This window comes from Zavarzinia sp., assembly GCF_041650655.1.
Lineage (GTDB): Bacteria > Pseudomonadota > Alphaproteobacteria > Zavarziniales > Zavarziniaceae > Zavarzinia.
Genome location: NZ_JBAZKR010000076.1, coordinates 1 through 18299, shown reverse-complemented (window position 1 = coordinate 18299; position 18299 = coordinate 1). Strand labels below are relative to the sequence as shown.

Here is an 18299-nt window from a genome sequence, read left to right as displayed (position 1 = left end):
TCCGCAACAGTTTTCCCATAGGTATCAGTCACTTATACCGATATTGCCCCAGGGGTCCCGTCACGGCGCCGATTTACAGTCATCGTGGTCGATCTCGGCGACAACCGAGGTTACGGCCGCGATGTGAGCCCGAAAAGGCTGGACGGCGCCAGGGGTGAATGCCCCCCCGGGGTGCAGATCGTCCTACCGCTTCCCCGCAGGCCCTCAACGCCGGCGGGCCATCATGTACCAGACGTAACCGAGACCGACCGCCGAAAAGGCGGAGAGCGCGAGAACCAGCGAGGCGACGGCGAGCTGGGGCGAGGCGCTGGAACGGAGCGAGAGCCAGAGCAGCACCGGCAACGTCTGGCTGTCGCGCGTGGTCAGGAACAGCGCCATGATGAATTCATTCATCGAGGTGATGAAGGCAAAGAGCCCGGCCGACACCACGGCGGTGAGGAGCAGCGGCACGGTCACGCCGAAGAAGACGCGCAAAGGCGAGGCACCGAGATCGCCCGCCGCCTCGACCAGGCTGCGGTCGAGGGTCTGAAACGCCGGCTCCAGAACCGTGATCGCCAAGGGCATGGCCCAGAGCGTATGGGCGCAGGCGACCAGGAACTTGCTGCCGAACAACGGGCCGCCGAACATCCCGATGTCGCCGAGGCCGATCGCGACGGCGATGCCGAGCACGACACCCGGCACGAACAGCGGGATCAGCAGGACGGTCTGCAGCAGGGGGCGGCCGCCCCGGCGGAGGGCCAAGGCATAGGCGGCCGGCACGGCCAGCGCCATCGACATCACCGCCGTCAGCAGGGCGACCTGCAGGGAATTCCAGGCTGCCCCCAGCCACTGCGGATTGGCGAAGAACTCGCCGAACCAGCGCAGCGAAAAGCCACGGATCGGAAAGCGCACGATATTGTCGTCGCTGAAGGCCATCACCGCCGTGATGCCGAGTGGCAGCAGGACATAGAGCGCGAAGAGGACGGCGAAGCCCCGGTGCGCCCAGGCGAAGACGCGGCCCTGGTCAACCATGGCGCGGTGCCTTCCGGTGGCGCAGGGCCTGAACGCCGAGCGCCACCAGGGCGATCAGCAACACGAGAACGACGGCGAGGGCCGAAGCCAGCGGCCAATCCCGGCGCGACAGCATCTGGCGCTGGATCTCGTAGCCGACGGTCCAGAGCCCGTCAGGGCCGAGCGCATTGGTGGTCGCATAGATGCCCATGGTGAAGACGAAGGCCTGGGTGAAGGCCGAGGCGATGCCGCCCTTGGCGAGCGGCAGCAGCACCTTGAAGAAAGTCCGCCACGGCGAGGCGCCGAGGTCGCCGCTGGCGGTCAACAGGGTGCGGTCGATGCCGTTCAGCACGCCGAGGATGGTGAAGAAGCAATAGGGCATCGAGATATAGGCAAGGCCCAGCACGGCGGCGAATTCGGTACCGAGCAGGTTGAACTTGCGGTCGATCAGGCCGCTCGCAAACAGGCTCCACGACAGGAGCCCGTTCGAGGGCAGCACCATGCGCCAGCCGATGATGACGGAGATTTCCGAGACCAGCATGGGCCCGAGCGCGAGCGCGAGCAGCATCGCCCGCCGCTTGCCCTGGCGCAGCCAGACGAACTGGGCGAACAGGAAGGCCGCGGCGACAGTGACCACGGCCGTTACCAGCGCGATATAGAGCGTATCGAAGACGGCCGAAAGATTGGCCGGCTCGGTCAGTACCGCGACATAATTCTCCAGGCTCCAGGCTTCGACATAGATGCCGTCGGGCGGATGCTGGTTGAAGCTCATGCGCAGCAGGATCAGCAGCGGCCAGCCGAACACCACGGTGGTGAAGGCGATCGCGGGCAGCAGCAGCCACTCGGCCGAAAGGGAACGACGCGCGCTCATGATGCCGGAAAATAGGTCGCATCGGCGCTCGACCAGCCGATGGCGAGGATATGGTCGGGCCCGATCACCGGCGCCCGGCTGGTGTCGAAGAACAGGTTGCCGGCCGGTGTTTCGGCATGGATGCGGTAGCCGCCACCCATGTATTCGACCGCCGTCACGGTCGCGCGGATGCTGTTGTCCTGCCCTTCCGCCTCGACGACATGCAGATGGTGCGGACGGAGATAGAGCCGCTGGCGCCCGGCCGGCACGGGGCCGAGGCGGGCACCCTCGCCAAGTGGCCGGCCACCCAGTTCGAGCACGCAGGATTCGCCGACGAAGGTATAGACGAATTCGCTGGCCGGACGCTCGAACACCTCGACCGGCGGGGCGATCTGTTCGATCCGCCCCTTGTTCAGCACGGCCACCCGATCGGACAGGGTCATGGCCTCGCCCTGGTCGTGGGTGACGAAGACCGCGGTGAAGCCCATCTCTTCGTGCAGGCGGCGGATTTCGGCCCTGAGTTCCAGCTTGAGCTTGAGGTCGAGAGCGCTCATCGGTTCGTCGAACAGCAGGATGCCCGGCTCCACCACCATGGCCCGGGCCAGGGCGACGCGCTGGCGCTGGCCACCCGACATGTCGGCCGGGTAGCGCCCGGCGAAATCGCCCATGCGCACGACGTCCAGCATGCGGGTGACGCGCGGCCCGATCTCGCCATTCGGAACCCCCCGCATCTTCAGGCCGTAGGCGACATTCTCGGCCACGGTCATGTGGGGAAACAGGGCGCCCGACTGGAACACGGTCGCCGTGTCGCGCTTGTGGGACGGCAGGCGATCCACCCGCCGCCCCTTGATCTCGATGGTGCCCGCGTCCGGCCGTTCCATGCCGCCGATCATGCGCAGGGTCGTGGTCTTGCCGCAGCCGCTCGGCCCGAGCAGGGTGAGGAATTCGCCCTGCCCCACGTCGAGGTCGATGCCGTCGACCGCGACGTAAGAGCCGTAACGCTTGACGATATGCTTGAGCGAGAGCGCGGTGGCGGATGCGGACAAGATCGTGCTCAGCCGTTCGAAGTCTTCAGGATCGCCTGCTTGAAGCGGGCATCGAGGGCATCGAAATTGGGCAGCAGCTTGTCCCAGCCTTCCATCGAGATCAGGTTCACGCGCTTGTGCAGGTCGTCGTTGGTGGCGGGATAGAGGTTCCAGTGCGGCGGGATGGTGACGTCCTTGCGCGAGACGACCGACATGGTGATGGCCAGGAAACGGTCCTGCGTCTCCTTCTCGAGCAGATAGTTCAGGAAGACGTCGGAAAGGGCGTCGTGCTGGGTGCCGCGCACCTTCACATACCATTCGGTATAGGCGATGGTGCCGTCCTGCGGGATGCCGGTCTTGAAGCTCGGGCCGCCGTCGCGAACCATGCCGAAGGCGTCGGTCGAATAGATCTCGGCCACCGCCGCCTGTTCCTGCATCATCACGAAGGAGAGCTCGGCACCGTCGCGATACCATTTGGCGGGGCGCAATTCCTCGATCTTCTCGAAGATCGGGTCCGACGCCATGCCCGGCTGCCAGGCATAGAGTTCCTCGATCCCGGGCTTGGCGCCGCGCACCAGGGCGGAAACGGCGAGCAGCCAGATGAAGGAAGCGCCGTCGAGCGCCAGCTTGCCTTCGAGGTCCTTGTCCCACAGCGTCTTCCACGAAATCGGCTTGTCGCCGACGAGACTGGTGTTGACGAGGGGCAGCAGGAAGCCGAGGCCGAAGGGGGCACCGTAATCCTGCGCGTGCTGCGGCCGGGTCTCCAGATACCAGGGCTGGACGGCGGCGAGATTGCTCAGCTTCGCCCGGTCGGTCTTGGCGAAGAGGTTCTCCGCGAGGCCTGCCACGGTCGTATATTCGTCGGCGATGGTGATGTCGAAGGGCGGCTTGTCGGCCGGGGCCGCCTTGATCTGGGCGATCATCTGGTCCCAGCCGCCGAGGGTGACCGCCTTGGTGCCGTATTTCTCGTTGAAGGGCTCGACGATCGCCTTGCGGTAGGCTTCCTCATAGGCGCCGGACCAGGCGACGACCGAAAGTTCCTCGCCCGCGAAGGCCGTCTTGGCACTGGCCGGATTGGCCCGGCCGATGATGGCGGGGGCGCCGAGCAGGGCACCCACGGCCAGCGCTCCCTTGCCGGCGCCGGCGAGGACGGCGCGCCGCGAGTGCTTCTTCCGGAGATCGTCGCTACAGTCGGACATAAAACCACTCCCACTCAACGAAGATGCCGGAAGCCCGGCGCGGCGGCCCTCAGTAGGAGGGCGGTGTAATGGCCCAGATCACCACCGTCTCGGCATCGCCCGGGTTGCGATAGCGATGCGGCGTGGTCGACGGGAAGGAGAAACTGTCGCCCTGATTGAGGGTGAAGCATTGCTCGCCGATCCAGAGTTCCAGCGTGCCGGCGAGCAGCAGACCCGCCTCCTCGCCCTGGTGGCTGTAGGGCGCCTCGGCGCCGACGGCGCCGGGCGGAAAGCGCGACATCAAAAGCTCGATCTGGCCGCGCAGGTTGGGCGACAGCAATTCGTCCGTGATGCCAGAGGAAAATTTCAGCGTGCGCCGGTTGCCGGCCCGCACGATGTAATCCCGCTCGCCCTGTTCCGTCGCTTCGGCATTGTGCAGGAACCAGCCGATGGTGACGCCCAGCGCCTTCGCAATGTCATGCAGCGCCTTGATGCTGGGCGACGACAGGCCACGCTCGATCTCGCTCAAATGGCCGATCGAGAGCGAGGTCGCCAGGGACAATTCCTTGATGGTCAGCCGCCGCGCCTTGCGCAGGTCGCGGATCTCGCGGCCGATGCGGGCCGGTGCGGCATCGTCGGGCAGGGCATCCGTGACGGGAAATATATTGTCCGAGACGACCATGCAGCAATGCTTCCCAGATGGTTTCCAGACCGAGACCGGCACCGGATGTAATCCGAATCGTCCCTTCCGAGGCGCTGCCGGGTTCCGGTGTGGAAAAAATTGTTCTTGGAAACCGAAATTTGCAAGTCATAATTTCACTAATGTGATTTTTGCCTTTCGAGGTTCCGCATGGGTGAAGCTGCGCCCCTCGACATCGCGAGGGCTTGGGTCCAGCGGCTGGGTGGCCGTGCCGTCGCCGGACGCGACTTCGCCGCCACGGGGGCGATGGCGGTCGGCCAGTTCCGCTTCGACAGCCTGGCCGACGAGGTGGAGGCGCCGTCCCTGCCCCTCGTCTATGCCTCGGTCACCTTGTCCGGTCCCTACCGCATGGAAGCCCGTCTGGGCGGCGCCCGGGTCGAGGCGCGGGTGCGGCCGGGACAATCGGTGCTGATGGCAGCCGGCCGCAGCAACCGCTGGCACTGGGACCGCGCCACCGAGGAGGCCCATGTCTTCCTGCGCCCCGGCTTCCTCGAGGAAGCGGCGGCCGAGATCGGCGATGGCCGGGCCGAAGTGATCGACCGGGCGGGCTTCGACGACCTGCCCCTGCGCCAGACCGTGCTCGCCGTGGCCGACGAATTGCGCACGGCGGGCGGCCCGGCGCCCCTGTTTCTCGACATGGCGGCGGCGGCGCTCGCCCGCCATCTGCTGGCCCGGCACTGCGACGGGCGCGGCCTGTCATTGCCGGCGACCGACGGCATCCTGACCGCGCGCCAGTTGCGCCGCGTGCTCACCCTGGTGGAAGGCCGGCTGGACGAGGCGATCGGCCTCGACGACCTGGCGGCGGCGGCCGGGGTCAGCCGTTTCCATTTCGCCCGCGCCTTCAAGGCGGCGGTGGGGGAGTCGCCCTACCGCTGGCTGACCGGGCTCCGGGTCGAGAAGGCCAAGGCCGTGCTGGCGCAGACCCGGCTCTCCCTGATCGAGGTGGCGATCAGCGTCGGCTTCGAGAGCCAGAGCCATTTCGGCCAGGTCTTCCGGGCCCGCACCGGCCTGACGCCCCGCGACTGGCGGCGCCGCCACCAGGGCTGAGGCCGGCGGCTTTTCCGCAATATCCCGAGAGACGGTCGCCCTCCTGCCTGGGGATGATCGGGCCAGACGATCGGGAGTTCTGCACATGACGAAACGCTGGGGCGACGAACCGTATTACGGCCTCGACGACGAATTCGATCCGGACTGGTTCCTGAGCGCCGAACAGAAGGCGCTCCGCGACGAGTTGATCGAACTGTGCCGCACCACGCTGCGCCCCAATGCCATCGACTGCGACCGCAACAACACCTATCCCCGCGCCAATATGGAGGCGCTGGCCAAGGTGCGGGTGCTGGGCGCGATCATCCCGAAGACCTATGGCGGACGGGGCGAGAACAACGTCGGCATCACCATGATCGCCGAGACCATCGCCCGTTACGGCTGCCCGTCGACCGCCCTGATCTACATGATGCACACGGTCGCGGTCGCCGGCCTCGTTTTCCGGGCCAAGGGCAATGCCGCGATCGAGGGCCTGTTGCGCCGGATCGACGACGAATGCCTGGTCGGCACCGCCTCCTATACCGATCCCGAGACCGGCGGCCATTTCTGGTATCCCAAGATGTCGGGCGCGCGGCGGGTGGAGGACGGCTGGCACGTCCAGAAGAAGTCGGCCTGGACCACCTCCTCGGGCTATGCCGACTGGTACATCTCGCAGACCACGAGCCCCGATTTCGACGGCAATTACGCCAATCTTTCGGTCTTCCTGTTCATGAAGGACGAAGTCAGGGGCGCTGCCGGCAATTGGGACGCCATGGGGATGCACGGCAACCAGTCCGGCCCGGTGGAGATCGACACGGTGGTGCCGCTCGACCGCATCGTCGGCTGGCCGGGGGACGGCGCCATGTCGAACGACGAGGCGATCGACCCGCTCGCCATGCTGCTCTACGCCGGCTCCTACAATGGCGTCGGGCTCGCCTGCATCGATGTCGCCAAGCGCCATGTGACGCGCAAGGCCCATGTCCAATACGGCCGCCGCGTCGCCGATTATCCGACCATCCAGGACACCTTCGGCCGTGCCGTGATGGACGGCCAGGCCTCCCGCCTCTATGCCTTCAGCCTGGCCAAGGCGCTCGACGATGCGACCGGCGGCGGGCGCTGGGACCTCTATGACGAAGACCAGAAGGCGATGCCGCGGGCGAAATTCGCCGTCTGGTGCTTCAAGGCCAAGTTCCTCGCCACCCGCTTCAGCTTCGAGGTTTCGGACAAGATGCTGCAGGCCTGCGGCGGCCGGGGTTACATGCGCGATCTCGAGCTGGAGCGCCTGGTGCGCGACAGCAAGGCGGGCTGGATCATGGGCCCCTCGAACGAGATCACGGCCCAGCTCGTCGGCAAATGGGCGCTGTTCGGCGGGGCCGCCATCGACTGGTGGAACCAGCGGGTGGATGAACCCGTGTTGATGAACGAACTCGGCAAGCTCGACGAGGCGGGCAAGCAGCGCATCGTCGACCGGCTCACGGCCGAACTCGCCGCCAAGAAGGCCGCCGCGGAATGAGCGGGGACTGGCATGCGCCCGACGATCCGGCCGGTTACCGCCAGGCCCTCGGCTGTTTCGCCACCGGCATCACCGTCGTCACCGGCACGGCGGCCGACGGACGGCGCTTCGGACTGACCGCGTCGTCCTTCCAGTCCGTCAGCCTGGCGCCGCCGCTGGTGCTCTATTCGATCCGCAAGGGGGCCGCCAGCGTCGATCTGGTCAAGGCCGCGGGACGCTTCTGCGTCAATGTCCTGCGCAGCGACCATGCCGAGATCGCCAGGCGTTTCGCCGCCCCGGTGGCCGATCGCTTCGCAGGCCTCGACTGGCAGGAAGGCCACCTCGGCTGCCCCGCCCTGCCGCAGGCGATCGCGGCCTTCGAATGCACCCTCTGGGCGACCTATGACGGCGGCGATCACGAGATCGTGGTCGGCGAGGTCCAGGCCATGCGGCGCGCGCCCGATGGCGATCCCCTCATCTTCTTCAGGGGCGAATTCCGCCCGATCGCTCCCGCCGTCCAAGCCTCCTGAAAGGCCGAAATCATGACCCTGATCCCCCCGGTCAAATCCGAGCATGTGACCTTCGATCCGCCCGAATTCGCCCATCTCGGCATGATTCCCGAACTGGTGGTGAAGCCCGTCGCCGACGAGCGCATCTGGGTCCTGCTCGAACCCAACGTCTGGTTCCGGCCGCTCTTCTTCGACATGAACGCCGGCTCCCACGGCGAGGTGCTGCGCGTGCGCAAGGGCGGCGTCCTCTCGCGCCACCGCCACCCGACGCCGGTCCACGGCTTCGTCATCAAGGGCAGCTGGCGTTACCTGGAACATTCCTGGCGCGCCACCGAAGGCTCCTATGTTCTGGAGCCGCCGGGCGAGGTCCATACGCTGACCTGCGACAGCGACGACGAGATGCAGACCCTGTTCTTCATCCAGGGCCCCACGCTCTACATCGACGAGACCGACCGGGTGACCCTGGTCGAGGACAATTTCCAGCTCATCGAAGCCTGCCGCAAACATTACGAGGCGGTCGGCCTCGGCGCCGATTTCGTCAATCAATTCATCCGCTGAAGGGACCCGGACAGCATCATGATCGAGCATCATTTCCTGCGTTTTCCCGCCGACGAGGGCAAGGGCGCGACCGGCGCTCCCGCCGGCTGGCGCGTGACCGCGGGCAACCCGGTCGCCCGCGGCGTCCGTCACTACACGGCCGATGACGGCAGCCTATTGTCCGGCTTCTGGGAATGCACGCCCGGGACCTTCCACGTCACCTACGACAAGTGGGAGTTCTGCCACATGATCTCGGGCCGCTGCACGGTCACGCCGGACGGCGGCGCCCCGATCGAGCTTCGCCCCGGCGACGGCTTCGTCCTGGAGGCCGGCTTCACCGGCACCTGGGAGGTGCAGGAAACCATGACCAAGCATTTCGTCTTCAAGATCGATCCGAAATGAGCCTGACGCCCCGTCCCGGCACGCTGCATCTGATCGTCGCCGAGGCCGGCGACGGCCTGGCCTCGGCCCTGGCGCTCCTCGATACGGCGGGCGACGGCTTCCGAGCGGCCGCCCGCCTGCTGCACACGGGCGAGGCGCCCGCCGGGCCGGCCGTGACGGTCTCGATGCCGGACGAGGCGGCACTGGTGCGCAGCCTGACCCCCGCCCTGGCGCGCGCGCGCATGGGCACGCGGCTCTATCTCGCCGGCGGCGCCGGCTTCGTCGCACGGTTGACGGCCCTCGCCCTCGACCACGGCTTCGATCACGGCATGATCGAAACCGACGTCAGGTCCCACGGCACCCGGCGCGTCCAATGCGTCCATTGCAAGCATGTGATCGAGGACGTGACGGGGACGGTCGTGACCTGCGACCACTGCGGCCTGCGGCTCGGCGTGCGCGATCTCTATTCCCGGCGGCTCCAGGCCCATCTCGGCGTCTGCATCCTCGACCGGCCGGCGGTCGCGTCATGACCGGTGCGATCCCGGTCCGGATCGGGTCGATCGTCCAGGAAGCGCCGCTGGTCAAGCGCTTCCGTCTCGAGCCGCTCGACGGCCGACTGCCCGATTTCTCCGGCGGCGCCCATGTCGTGGTCACCATGCTCGACGGGGCCCGAGGCCGGCGAAACGCCTATTCCCTGGTCAATCCACCGGGCGACCCGGATCGCTACGAGATCGCGGTGCGCCGGGTCGCCGATGGTCGGGGCGGCTCGATCTTCCTGCACGACAGGGTTCGGGTGGGCGACATTCTCACGGTTACGCCGCCGGCCAATCTCTTCCCGCTCGATTGGCGGGCACGGCGCCATCTCCTGATCGCCGGCGGCATCGGAATCACGCCCTTCGTCGCGATGACGGCGCAGCTCGCCGCCCTTGGCGCCGCCTTCGAGCTGCATTACGCCATGCGCAGCCCGCTCGCCGGCGCCTTCGCCGACCGGCTGCAGCAGCTCCATGGTGATGCCGTGCATCTCTATGCCGGCAGCCACGGCGAGCGCCTGCCCATCGCCCGCCTGATCGCCGACCAGCTCCTCGGCACCCATCTCTATGTCTGCGGCCCGGCCCGGTTGATCGACGAGGTCCGCGCCACGGCACATGCCGCCGGCTGGCCCGACGCCCATGTCCATGCCGAACGCTTCGACAGCGCGAGACCGGGCGCGCCCTTTACCGCCCGCCTGGCCCGCAGCGGCCGCCGGATCGCGATCGAGACGGACGAGAGCCTGCTCGAAGCGCTCGAGCGCGAGGGCGTGGCGATCGACAGCCTGTGCCGCGGCGGCGCCTGCGGACGTTGCGTCACCAGTGTCGCCGCCTGCGACGGCACGATCGAGCACGCCGATCATTACCTGAGTGCGGCGGACAAGGCATCGGGCCGCCTGATCCTGCCCTGCGTCTCCCGCGTGCGGGGCGACGGCCTGGTGCTCGACCTGTGAGGATATCGTGAGCTTCGCCTTCTCGACCGGTACATTCCGCGACGATTACGGCTTCCGCAACAGCGCGGAAGGCATCGCTCGCTTCCCCTTTCCCTTCACCGAAGAGCGCTACATGTATTCGGTGAATGTCGAGCCCCATGTGCCGGGACCGAAGGGTTCCGCCTTCGAACATCCCTTCGACATCGACGAGCATTATCTGGCCGAGATGGCGGAGCGCGATCTCGTGTTGCGCCGCGATCCATTACGCTGCCAGTCGATGCCCCACATGATCCAGGCCGAATGGGACCTGGTCGAATTGGTGATGACCGCGCTCGCCCGCGACTATCCCCAATGGTTCCACCTCGCACGCCGGGGCGACGACTGGCACTGGACCAACCGGCCGATGGCGATCGACCAGCGCTTCACCTTCGGCGACGCCGCCAGCCTGCCCTGCCCTCCGCTCGAATATATCGGCCGTCAGGTCCAGGGCGATTTCACCCTGCTCGACCAGCGGGAAGACAACCTGTGGCTCGACGCCGGTATCCTGACCAGCCAGGGCAAATGGTCGCTCGATTTCGACCTCGGCATGAATTTCATCGAATGGCACGCCCCGGTGCCGCTCGCCCATGGCCTCGGCGTCTTCGAGCGGGCGTTAAAATTCCTCCTGGCACTTCGTCTGGACGGGCCGGTGCGCCGGCTCAACTGGTCGATCTGCGTCAATCCCCGGCTCGACACCAGCCTGGAGAGCTATCCCGAATGGGGACCGGAGCATTTCGCGGTGACACCGGAGACGGTCGGCCACATGCTGCAGCTCCGCGTCGAATTGCAGAGCCTCTACCGCCTGCCCCGCTCGAACGCGGTCGCCTTCTCGATCCGCTGTTACTTGATCAGTCTCGACGAACTCCGTACCAATCCGGCCTGGGCGGCACGTTTCGCTGCGGTGCTTCGCGACCTCCATCCGGATCTTCTCCGTTACAAGGCCCTCGCGCCCTATCGCGACATGATCATCGACAGGCTGACCCGGGACCTCACATGAGATCGCGCAGGCGGTACCAGGCTTCGACCCAGGGGGCGGCGCGTTCCGCCGCGAACCAGAAGGGATGACTGGGGAAGACCAGATCGTCGAAGGCGCTGGCGCCGTCAGGCTCGCCCAGCACCTTTTTCGCGATCTTGTCGCCGAACCAGGTGGCGCGGGAGACCCCGGTGCCGCAATAGCCGAGGGCATAGTGAATGCCGTCGACCGCGCCGAGGTGGGGCATGTCGTCGAACGTATAGCCGATCTGACCGGACCAGCCACCGGTCACCGCCACCCCGGCCAGATCGGGGAAGACCCGGACCATGTCCGAGACGAGATGGCGGTAACCTTCTGGATCACCACGCAGGGCGCCGCCCACGCGCCCACCCCACAGCATCCGCATGCCGTCCGGCGAGGGCCGGAAATAGTGGAAGACGCGCGCGGTGCAGCCATAGACCCGCCGCTTCGGCATCAGGCGATCGACCAGCCCCGGCGCCAGAGGTGCTGTCGCGATGATGGCTGAACGGACCGTGACCATGCGCCGGCGGAGGAAAGGCACAAGGCCGCCGGTATAGCCGTTGGTGGCGACCACCACCCGGCCGCAGTGAATCGGCCCGCGTGCCGTCGAGACGGCAAAGCCCGCCCCCTCTCGCGTGATCGCCGTCGCGGCGGAAAAGCCATGGACGGAGACGCCGGCCGTCACGGCGCGCTCCAGAAGCCCCTGATGAAACTTGCCGGGGTGCAGGCTGGCGTCGTTCGGCAGCACCGAGCCACCGTGATAATAGTCGCTGCCGATTTCCCGGCTCTGTTCCGCCTTCGGCACCATGAAGGACTCGACCCCGGCCACCCGGTGCAGGTCCGCCATGTCGCGGGCCATGGCGTCGTAATGCTCCGGCCGGACGCAACCACGGAAACGGCCGCAGACCGTGTAATCGCAGTCGATCCCCTCGCGCTCGATCAGCGCGCCGATATGGGCCAGCATGGCCGTGCCCTCGCGCAGCAGGGCGGCCGCCCGCGCCGGTCCCTGCCAGTCCACCAGGGCAGCGACCTTGAATTTCTGATTGCCGCTGCCGACCTGGCCGCCGTTCCGGCTGCTCGCCCCCTGGCCCGGCGCCCCGGCGTCGAGCAGCACCACGCTGCGCCCTGCCCGCGCCAGGGTCAGCGCGGCTGACGTCCCGGTGAAACCCGCGCCGATGACGACGACATCCGCCGTCGTCGGCAGGGGCGTTTCATCGAAGCGCCGCCGAGGCGCCGCCTGCCACCAATAGGGCGTGACGTAAGGGCCTTCGCCCCCGCTTGCCGCCGCCTGATCCGCCATCACCGCCCGCTCCCGTATCCCGATCCGGTCGTCATTCCGGCTCACTGAATAATTACCTGTATTTACTTTTTTTGCATGAGATGCAATATCGAATCATTCGGAGCGGCACGGAAGACCCCTTCCCCCTCCAGTTCCGTACCAAGGGGATGACCTGATGACCTGGCCTTCGCATAGCGAAAACGAACTGACCGTGCCGCCCGGCCTCGACGCCGCCGGTGCGGTGGAATTTCTCCGCTCGAAGGGCATCGCCTTCGTGCTGGCCCAATTCGTCGATATCCATGGGGTTCCAAAGGCCAAGGCCGTCCCGGTCGGCCATCTGCCCGACATTCTGGGGGACGGCGCGGGTTTCGCCGGCGCCGGGGTCTGGGGCCTGGGCATGAAGCCGCACAATGCCGAATACATGATGGTCGGCGACCTCTCGACCCTCACCCTGCTACCCTGGCTGCCCGGCTTCGCCCGGGTCATGGGCACGGGCACGGTCAAGGGCGCGCCCTCGGCTTTCGATACCCGCAACATCCTGGCGGCCCAGGTCGCGCGCCTCGCCGAGCGGGGCTGGGTGCTGAACACCGGGCTGGAGCCCGAATTCATCCTCTACCGAAAGGCGGAGGACGGCAGCCTGGCGCCCTTCGATGCGACCGACACGCTCGCCAAGCCTGCCTATGACTACAAGGGCATCGCCCGCGGCCGCAGCTTCCTGGAACGGCTGGTCAATGGGCTGCAGGCGGTCGGCATCGACGTGTATCAGATCGACCACGAGGACGCGAACGGCCAATACGAGGTGAATTTCCATTACGCCGACGCCCTGACGACGGCGGACCAGATCACCCTGTTCAAGATGGCGGCGACGGAAATCGCCCATGACCTGGGCGCGATCTGCACCTTCATGCCGAAGCCGAAATCGGAAACGACCGGCAGCGGCATGCATGTTCATTGCTCGCTGGCGGATTCCAGCGGCCGCAACCTGTTCCACGACAAGACCGATCCGAACGGTCTCGAGCTGTCCGATCTCGCCCATTATTTCCTCGGCGGGATCATGAAGCACGCGCCGGCACTGACCGCGCTGCTGGCCCCGACCGTCAATTCCTACAAACGCCTGGTGGTCGGCCGCAACCTGTCCGGTACCACCTGGGCCCCGGTCTTCATCGCCTATGGCGACAACAACCGGACAGCCATGGTCCGCATTCCCTACGGCCGGCTGGAAATCCGCACCGGCGACGGTGCCATGAACCCCTATCTGGCGACGGCCGCCATCATCGCCGCCGGCCTCGACGGGATCGACAGGAAGATCGACCCGGGCGCGGCGCGGAACTGCAATTTCTACGAACTCTCGATGGCCGAGGTCGCCGCCATGGGCGTCTCGATCCTGCCCCAGTCCCTGACGGAAGCGATCGACGCGCTCGAGGCCGACACGCTGTTCGCGGACGCCCTCGGCGCCGACTTCATCGACGAATTCATCACCCTGAAGCGCATGGAATGGCTGGACTACCACCGCCACGTCTCCGATTGGGAGACCGCGCGCTACCTGTCCTTCTATTGATCGCGAGGATAACATGTGCGGTATCGCAGGATTGTTTCTGAAGGATTCGGCGCTGGAGCCGAGGCTCGGCGAATTGCTCGGCGGCATGATGGGCCCCTTGAGCAGCCGGGGGCCGGATTCCGCCGGCTTCGCGATCTATGGCGACGGCCGGCCGGACGCGGTGAAACTGTCCCTTCACGGTGAGAGCGAAGGCCATGTCACCGCCGTCGCCGGCCGGCTGGCGGAAGCGCTGGGCAAGGAATTGAGCTTCGCCATCCGTCACACCCACGCCATCGTCTCGGTGCCCGAAGGCGACCTGGCCCATGCGGAAGCCTGGCTGGCCGCCCATGCGCCGGAAATCAGCGTGATCGGCAAGGGCCGACGCATGGAGATCTTCAAGGAGGTCGGCAATCCGGTCGCCGTCGGCAAGGCCTTCGGCATCGAGACCATGCGCGGCAGCCATGGCGTCGCCCATACGAGGATGGCGACGGAATCCGCCGTCACCACCGACGGCGCGCATCCCTTCTCCACCGGGACGGACCAATGCCTCGTCCACAACGGCTCGCTCTCCAACCATAATTCGCTGCGCCGCGAGTTGCGCCGGGAAGGCGTGAAGATCGCGACCGAAAATGACAGCGAGGTCGCGGCCGGTTACCTGACTTGGCGCATGCGCCAGGGCCAGAGCCTGGGCCAGGCCCTGCAATCGGGCCTCGGCGACCTCGACGGTTTCTTCACCTTCGTGGTCGGCACCGAGAGCGGCTTCGGCGTGCTGCGCGACCCGATCGCCTGCAAGCCCGCCGTCATGGCCGAGACCGACCGCTATGTCGCCTTCGGCTCGGAATACCGCAGCCTCGTCGACCTGCCGGGCATCGACAATGCCCGGGTCTGGGAACCGAAACCCGCCACCGTCTACTTCTGGGAGCGCGGCCAATGAACACCATCATCGACCTGAAGACGGCGACCACCCGCGCCTTGAACAGCCAGCTTCAGAGCGAAGCGGCAGCCCCCGCCGGCAGCCGCTGGCAGATCACCAATGTGCGCGGCCATCATTCGGTCGCGGTCGGCATCGACCGACCCCTGTCGGTCGAGATCGACGGCAATACCGGCTATTTCTGTGCCGGCATGAACCATGGCGCCGAGATCACGGTGAAGGGCAGCGCCGGCCAGGGCGTGGCCGAGACCATGAGTGCCGGCAAGGTCCATGTCACCGGCGACGCCAGCATGGCGGCCGGGGCTTCCGGCCGCGGCGGGCTCCTCGTCATCGACGGCAACGCGGCGGCGCGCTGCGGCATTTCGATGAAGGGCATCGACATCGTGGTCAAGGGCGACGTCGGCCATCTGTCCGCCTTCATGGCGCAGACCGGGCGCCTCGTCGTCCTCGGCGATGCGGGCGAGGCCCTGGGCGATTCGATCTATGAAGCCCGGCTCTATGTCCGGGGCTCGGTCGCCAGCCTCGGCGCCGACTGTATCGAGAAGCCGCTCGGCGACGAGCACAAGGCGGAACTGGCCGAACTGCTGGCCGCCGCCGGCGTGACCGACGTGCCGGTCGAGGCGTTCCGGCGCTATGGCTCGGCACGCAAGCTCTATCACTTCAATATCGACAACGCGGGAGCCTATTGATGAACGACGCCCCCCGTCACGACCGCTGGATGCACACGACCCCGCGCAAATCCGCGACCTTCGACGATTATGCCATTTCCGAGATCCGCCGCGCGGCGGCGACCGGCATCTACGACATCCGCGGCGGCGGCACCAAGCGGCGCCTGCCCAATTTCGACGATCTCACCTTCCTCGGCGCCTCGATGAGCCGCTATCCCCTGGAAGGCTATCGGGAGAAATGCACCACCAACGTCACACTGGGCACGCGCTTCGCCAAGAAGCCGATCGAGCTGGACATCCCGGTCACCATCGCCGGCATGAGCTTCGGCTCCCTCTCCGGCCAGGCCAAGGAAGCCCTGGGGCGGGGGGCGACACTGGCCGGCACCTCGACCACCACCGGCGACGGCGGCATGACGCCTGAAGAACGGGGCCATTCGAACAAGCTGGTCTATCAGTATCTGCCGTCGCGTTACGGCATGAACCTGCATGACCTGCGCCGGGCCGACGCGATCGAGATCGTGGTCGGCCAGGGCGCCAAGCCGGGCGGCGGCGGCATGCTGCTGGGCCAGAAGATTTCCGCCCGGGTCGCCAAGATGCGCGACCTGCCGGAAGGCATCGACCAGCGCTCCGCCTGCCGCCACCCAGACTGGACCGGCTGCGACGACCTCGAGATCAAGATCGAGGAATTGCGCGAACTGACCAATTGGGAAAAGCCGATCTATCTGAAGATCGGGGCTTCCCGCCCCTATTACGACACCGCGCTGGCCGTGAAATCCGGCGCCGACGTGATCGTGATCGACGGCATGCAGGGCGGCACGGCGGCGACCCAGGAAGTCTTCATCGAACATGTCGGCATCCCGACCCTGGCGGCGATCCGCCCGGCGGTGCAGGCCTTGCAGGATCTCGGCATGCACCGCAAGGTCCAGCTCATCGTCTCGGGCGGGATCCGGAACGGGGCGGATGTCGCCAAATGCCTGGCGCTGGGCGCCGATGCGGTCTCGATCGGGACGGCGGCGCTGATCGCCCTGGGCGACAACGACCCGGCGCTGGAGGCGGACTATCGGGCCCTCGGCACCACTGCCGGGGCCTATGACGACTGGCACGAGGGGCTGGACCCGGCCGGGATCACCACGCAGGACCCGGTGCTCGCCAGCCGGCTCGACCCCGTGGCGGCCGGGCGGCGGCTGGCCAACTACCTGAAAGTGCTGACGCTGGAAGCCCAGACCCTGGCGCGGGCCTGCGGCAAGAGCGCCCTGCACAATCTGGAGCCGGAAGACCTCGCCGCCCTCACGATCGAGGCGGCGGCCATGGCCCAGGTGCCCCTGGCCGGCACCCGCTGGGTTCCGGGCGCGCTCTGAACCGCGACGGGCGAGGATGCGGGGTCAGCCCGCATCCTCGTCATAGATGATGATGGAGAGGAAGATCGTCCGCTCCACATGAAGCTTTTCCGGGCCGTGTTCCACCTCGCCCGAAAAGGTGAAGGCATCCCCGGGCTCGAGCAGATAGGTGCGGTCGCCGAAGCGATAGTCCATCCGCCCTTCCATCATGTAGATGAATTCGGTGCCCGGATGCTGGAACCGGGGATAGATTTCGCTCTCCCGGTCCATTTCGATCAGAAAGGGCTCGAATTTCTTCTTCGGGCCCCGGTCGTAGGACAGCAGGCGGTAGGTATGGCCGTGGCGGGTGCCGCTGCGCACCACTTCCATCTGGTCCGTCGCCTTGATCAATTGGGCGTGCCCCTCGCCCCGCTCGGTTTCCCGGAACAGGGTAGACAGGTCGACGCCGACCGCGCGGGACAGGCGGCGCAGGGTGTCGAGGCTCGCCATGACATTGCCGGTCTCGATCCGGCTCAACATGCCGCTGCTGATCCCCGCCCCCTCGGACAATTCGGCCAGTGTCAGCCCGCTCTTCACCCGCAAGCGGCGGATGACGGTGCCGAGCTGGCGCTCCAGGGGGATGGTCTCGGAATCGACGGTGCTCCTGGCCGGCGGCCGTACGGCGGGCGCCTTGGCGGCCGTGCCCCTGACCGGGGCCGTCTCACTCGCCTTTCCTGCCTTGGGCAGCCTGATCCTGCGCGGACCGGATTCTTTCCCGGGTGTCTTCATGGTTCCTCCTTACCATGAAGGACGAGCCCCGGGCCAGCGGCGCAGTGGCATCACGCCCCGTCAGCGCCACTGCTTCTCCTCGAGGGTCCAGCGCTGACCCGGCAGCGGACCGTCCTTCAGGAAGGCGTCCACGACATTGCGCAGCAGCTTGGCGGTCGTGCCCTGGAAGCCCTTCGCCGGCAGCGCCTGGCCGAAGGCGATGGAGCCCGTGCTGAACACGGCGCCGTCGTTCCAGCTCGTGTAATAGATCATGTCGGCGCGGATCCGATAGTCGAGCGTGCCCACCATGCCGGCATAGGCATAGAGGATCTCTTCCGTGGCCAGCACGTAATTGTCCGTGTGCCCGCCGGACGACGCGATGATCTTGGTGTGCGGCGGCGTGCCGAGGGCGAGGTCGTAGCGGTCGATCTCGATGCCGGCGGCCCCGCCATAGGCCAGGCCCTCGTCGCCGATCAATTCGCCGTCGATGCCTTCGGTGATCCAGGACACGGTGCGGTGCCAGGAATCCGGCATCCGGCGGAACGGCGCGCAGGTCTCGAAACCTTCCGAGATCATGCCGACGCCAACCAGCTTCTGCGGCGCGCGGCCCCGGTTCCGCCACA

20 protein-coding genes are annotated in these 18299 nt (G+C 66.9%); 12 read left to right on the top strand and 8 right to left on the bottom strand.

The features are described from left to right. Nucleotides 1-204 precede the first annotated feature (204 nt). The 5 genes from WC493_RS16240 to WC493_RS16220 are packed head-to-tail and all read right to left on the bottom strand — an operon-like array spanning nt 205 to nt 4725. Nucleotides 205-1011 carry an ABC transporter permease gene (locus WC493_RS16240; RefSeq protein ID WP_373066587.1) on the bottom strand — a complete coding sequence of 269 codons (807 nt, stop codon included), beginning with the start codon at nt 1009-1011 and terminating at the stop codon, nt 205-207. Next, complete coding sequence (locus WC493_RS16235; RefSeq protein ID WP_373066586.1) at nt 1004-1861, bottom strand: ABC transporter permease; 858 nt, start codon at nt 1859-1861, stop codon at nt 1004-1006. Before WC493_RS16235 ends, WC493_RS16240 begins: the two co-directional genes overlap by 8 nt. Beyond that, entirely contained in the window at nt 1858-2886 is a 1029-nt protein-coding gene (locus WC493_RS16230; RefSeq protein ID WP_373066585.1) for an ABC transporter ATP-binding protein, read from the bottom strand. The genes WC493_RS16235 and WC493_RS16230 overlap by 4 nt, the downstream gene beginning before the upstream one ends. An 8-nt stretch (nt 2887-2894) precedes the next feature. Further along, nucleotides 2895-4064 (bottom strand): PotD/PotF family extracellular solute-binding protein, encoded by a 1170-nt coding sequence (locus WC493_RS16225; protein ID WP_373066583.1) that lies wholly within the window; start codon nt 4062-4064, stop codon nt 2895-2897. A gap of 49 nt (nt 4065-4113) precedes the next feature. Further along, the gene (locus tag WC493_RS16220; RefSeq protein ID WP_373066582.1) at nt 4114-4725 is read right to left on the bottom strand and encodes a helix-turn-helix domain-containing protein; all 612 of its coding nucleotides are present in this window, start codon (nt 4723-4725) and stop codon (nt 4114-4116) included. Nucleotides 4726-4893: 168 nt separating this feature from the next. On the opposite strand from WC493_RS16220, the gene WC493_RS16215 reads away from it, so the two are divergent. From WC493_RS16215 to WC493_RS16180, 8 genes are all read left to right on the top strand, one after another. Next, nucleotides 4894-5790, top strand: coding sequence for a helix-turn-helix domain-containing protein (locus WC493_RS16215; RefSeq protein ID WP_373066581.1), 897 nt, complete (start codon nt 4894-4896; stop codon nt 5788-5790). 85 nt (nt 5791-5875) lie between these two features. After that, a complete protein-coding gene (locus WC493_RS16210) occupies nt 5876-7279 on the top strand; it encodes an acyl-CoA dehydrogenase family protein (RefSeq protein WP_373066580.1) in 1404 nt (467 codons plus the stop codon). Beyond that, nucleotides 7276-7788 (top strand): flavin reductase family protein, encoded by a 513-nt coding sequence (locus WC493_RS16205; protein WP_373066578.1) that lies wholly within the window; start codon nt 7276-7278, stop codon nt 7786-7788. The genes WC493_RS16210 and WC493_RS16205 overlap by 4 nt, the downstream gene beginning before the upstream one ends. A 12-nt stretch (nt 7789-7800) precedes the next feature. Continuing rightward, complete coding sequence (locus WC493_RS16200) at nt 7801-8325, top strand: 2,4'-dihydroxyacetophenone dioxygenase family protein (RefSeq protein ID WP_373066577.1); 525 nt, start codon at nt 7801-7803, stop codon at nt 8323-8325. An 18-nt stretch (nt 8326-8343) separates the two neighbouring features. Beyond that, nucleotides 8344-8706: a cupin domain-containing protein gene (locus tag WC493_RS16195; protein ID WP_373066576.1), complete on the top strand. Its 363-nt coding sequence runs from the start codon at nt 8344-8346 to the stop codon at nt 8704-8706. After that, nucleotides 8703-9215: a dimethylamine monooxygenase subunit DmmA family protein gene (locus WC493_RS16190; protein WP_373066575.1), complete on the top strand. Its 513-nt coding sequence runs from the start codon at nt 8703-8705 to the stop codon at nt 9213-9215. Before WC493_RS16195 ends, WC493_RS16190 begins: the two co-directional genes overlap by 4 nt. After that, complete coding sequence (locus tag WC493_RS16185; RefSeq protein WP_373066573.1) at nt 9212-10165, top strand: 2Fe-2S iron-sulfur cluster-binding protein; 954 nt, start codon at nt 9212-9214, stop codon at nt 10163-10165. The genes WC493_RS16190 and WC493_RS16185 overlap by 4 nt, the downstream gene beginning before the upstream one ends. A gap of 7 nt (nt 10166-10172) precedes the next feature. Then, entirely contained in the window at nt 10173-11180 is a 1008-nt protein-coding gene (locus WC493_RS16180; RefSeq protein ID WP_373066572.1) for a DUF3445 domain-containing protein, read from the top strand. Here the strand turns inward: WC493_RS16180 and WC493_RS16175 are convergent. Further along, a complete protein-coding gene (locus tag WC493_RS16175; protein WP_373066571.1) occupies nt 11173-12477 on the bottom strand; it encodes an NAD(P)/FAD-dependent oxidoreductase in 1305 nt (434 codons plus the stop codon). The two genes, WC493_RS16180 and WC493_RS16175, sit on opposite strands and share 8 nt — an antisense overlap. A gap of 154 nt (nt 12478-12631) precedes the next feature. Here WC493_RS16175 and glnT point away from each other — a divergent pair, with 154 nt between their 5' ends. The 4 genes from glnT to WC493_RS16155 are packed head-to-tail and all read left to right on the top strand — an operon-like array spanning nt 12632 to nt 16950. Next, on the top strand, nt 12632-14014 hold the full coding sequence (glnT, locus tag WC493_RS16170) for a type III glutamate--ammonia ligase (RefSeq protein ID WP_373066570.1): 1383 nt from the start codon (nt 12632-12634) through the stop codon (nt 14012-14014). Between the two features lie 13 nt (nt 14015-14027). Further along, on the top strand, nt 14028-14927 hold the full coding sequence (locus tag WC493_RS16165; protein WP_373066568.1) for a glutamine amidotransferase family protein: 900 nt from the start codon (nt 14028-14030) through the stop codon (nt 14925-14927). Beyond that, a complete protein-coding gene (locus WC493_RS16160) occupies nt 14924-15613 on the top strand; it encodes a protein GlxC (protein ID WP_373066567.1) in 690 nt (229 codons plus the stop codon). The genes WC493_RS16165 and WC493_RS16160 overlap by 4 nt, the downstream gene beginning before the upstream one ends. Beyond that, entirely contained in the window at nt 15613-16950 is a 1338-nt protein-coding gene (locus WC493_RS16155) for an FMN-binding glutamate synthase family protein (RefSeq protein WP_373066566.1), read from the top strand. Before WC493_RS16160 ends, WC493_RS16155 begins: the two co-directional genes overlap by 1 nt. A 24-nt stretch (nt 16951-16974) precedes the next feature. On the opposite strand, the gene WC493_RS16150 is transcribed toward WC493_RS16155, so the two are convergent. Together WC493_RS16150 and WC493_RS16145 are read right to left on the bottom strand one after the other, a co-directional pair. Then, nucleotides 16975-17697 (bottom strand): helix-turn-helix domain-containing protein, encoded by a 723-nt coding sequence (locus WC493_RS16150; protein WP_373066564.1) that lies wholly within the window; start codon nt 17695-17697, stop codon nt 16975-16977. A 60-nt stretch (nt 17698-17757) separates the two neighbouring features. Beyond that, nucleotides 17758-18299 (bottom strand): N,N-dimethylformamidase beta subunit family domain-containing protein (locus WC493_RS16145; RefSeq protein WP_373066563.1); only part of this gene is annotated, 542 nt, incomplete at its 5' end.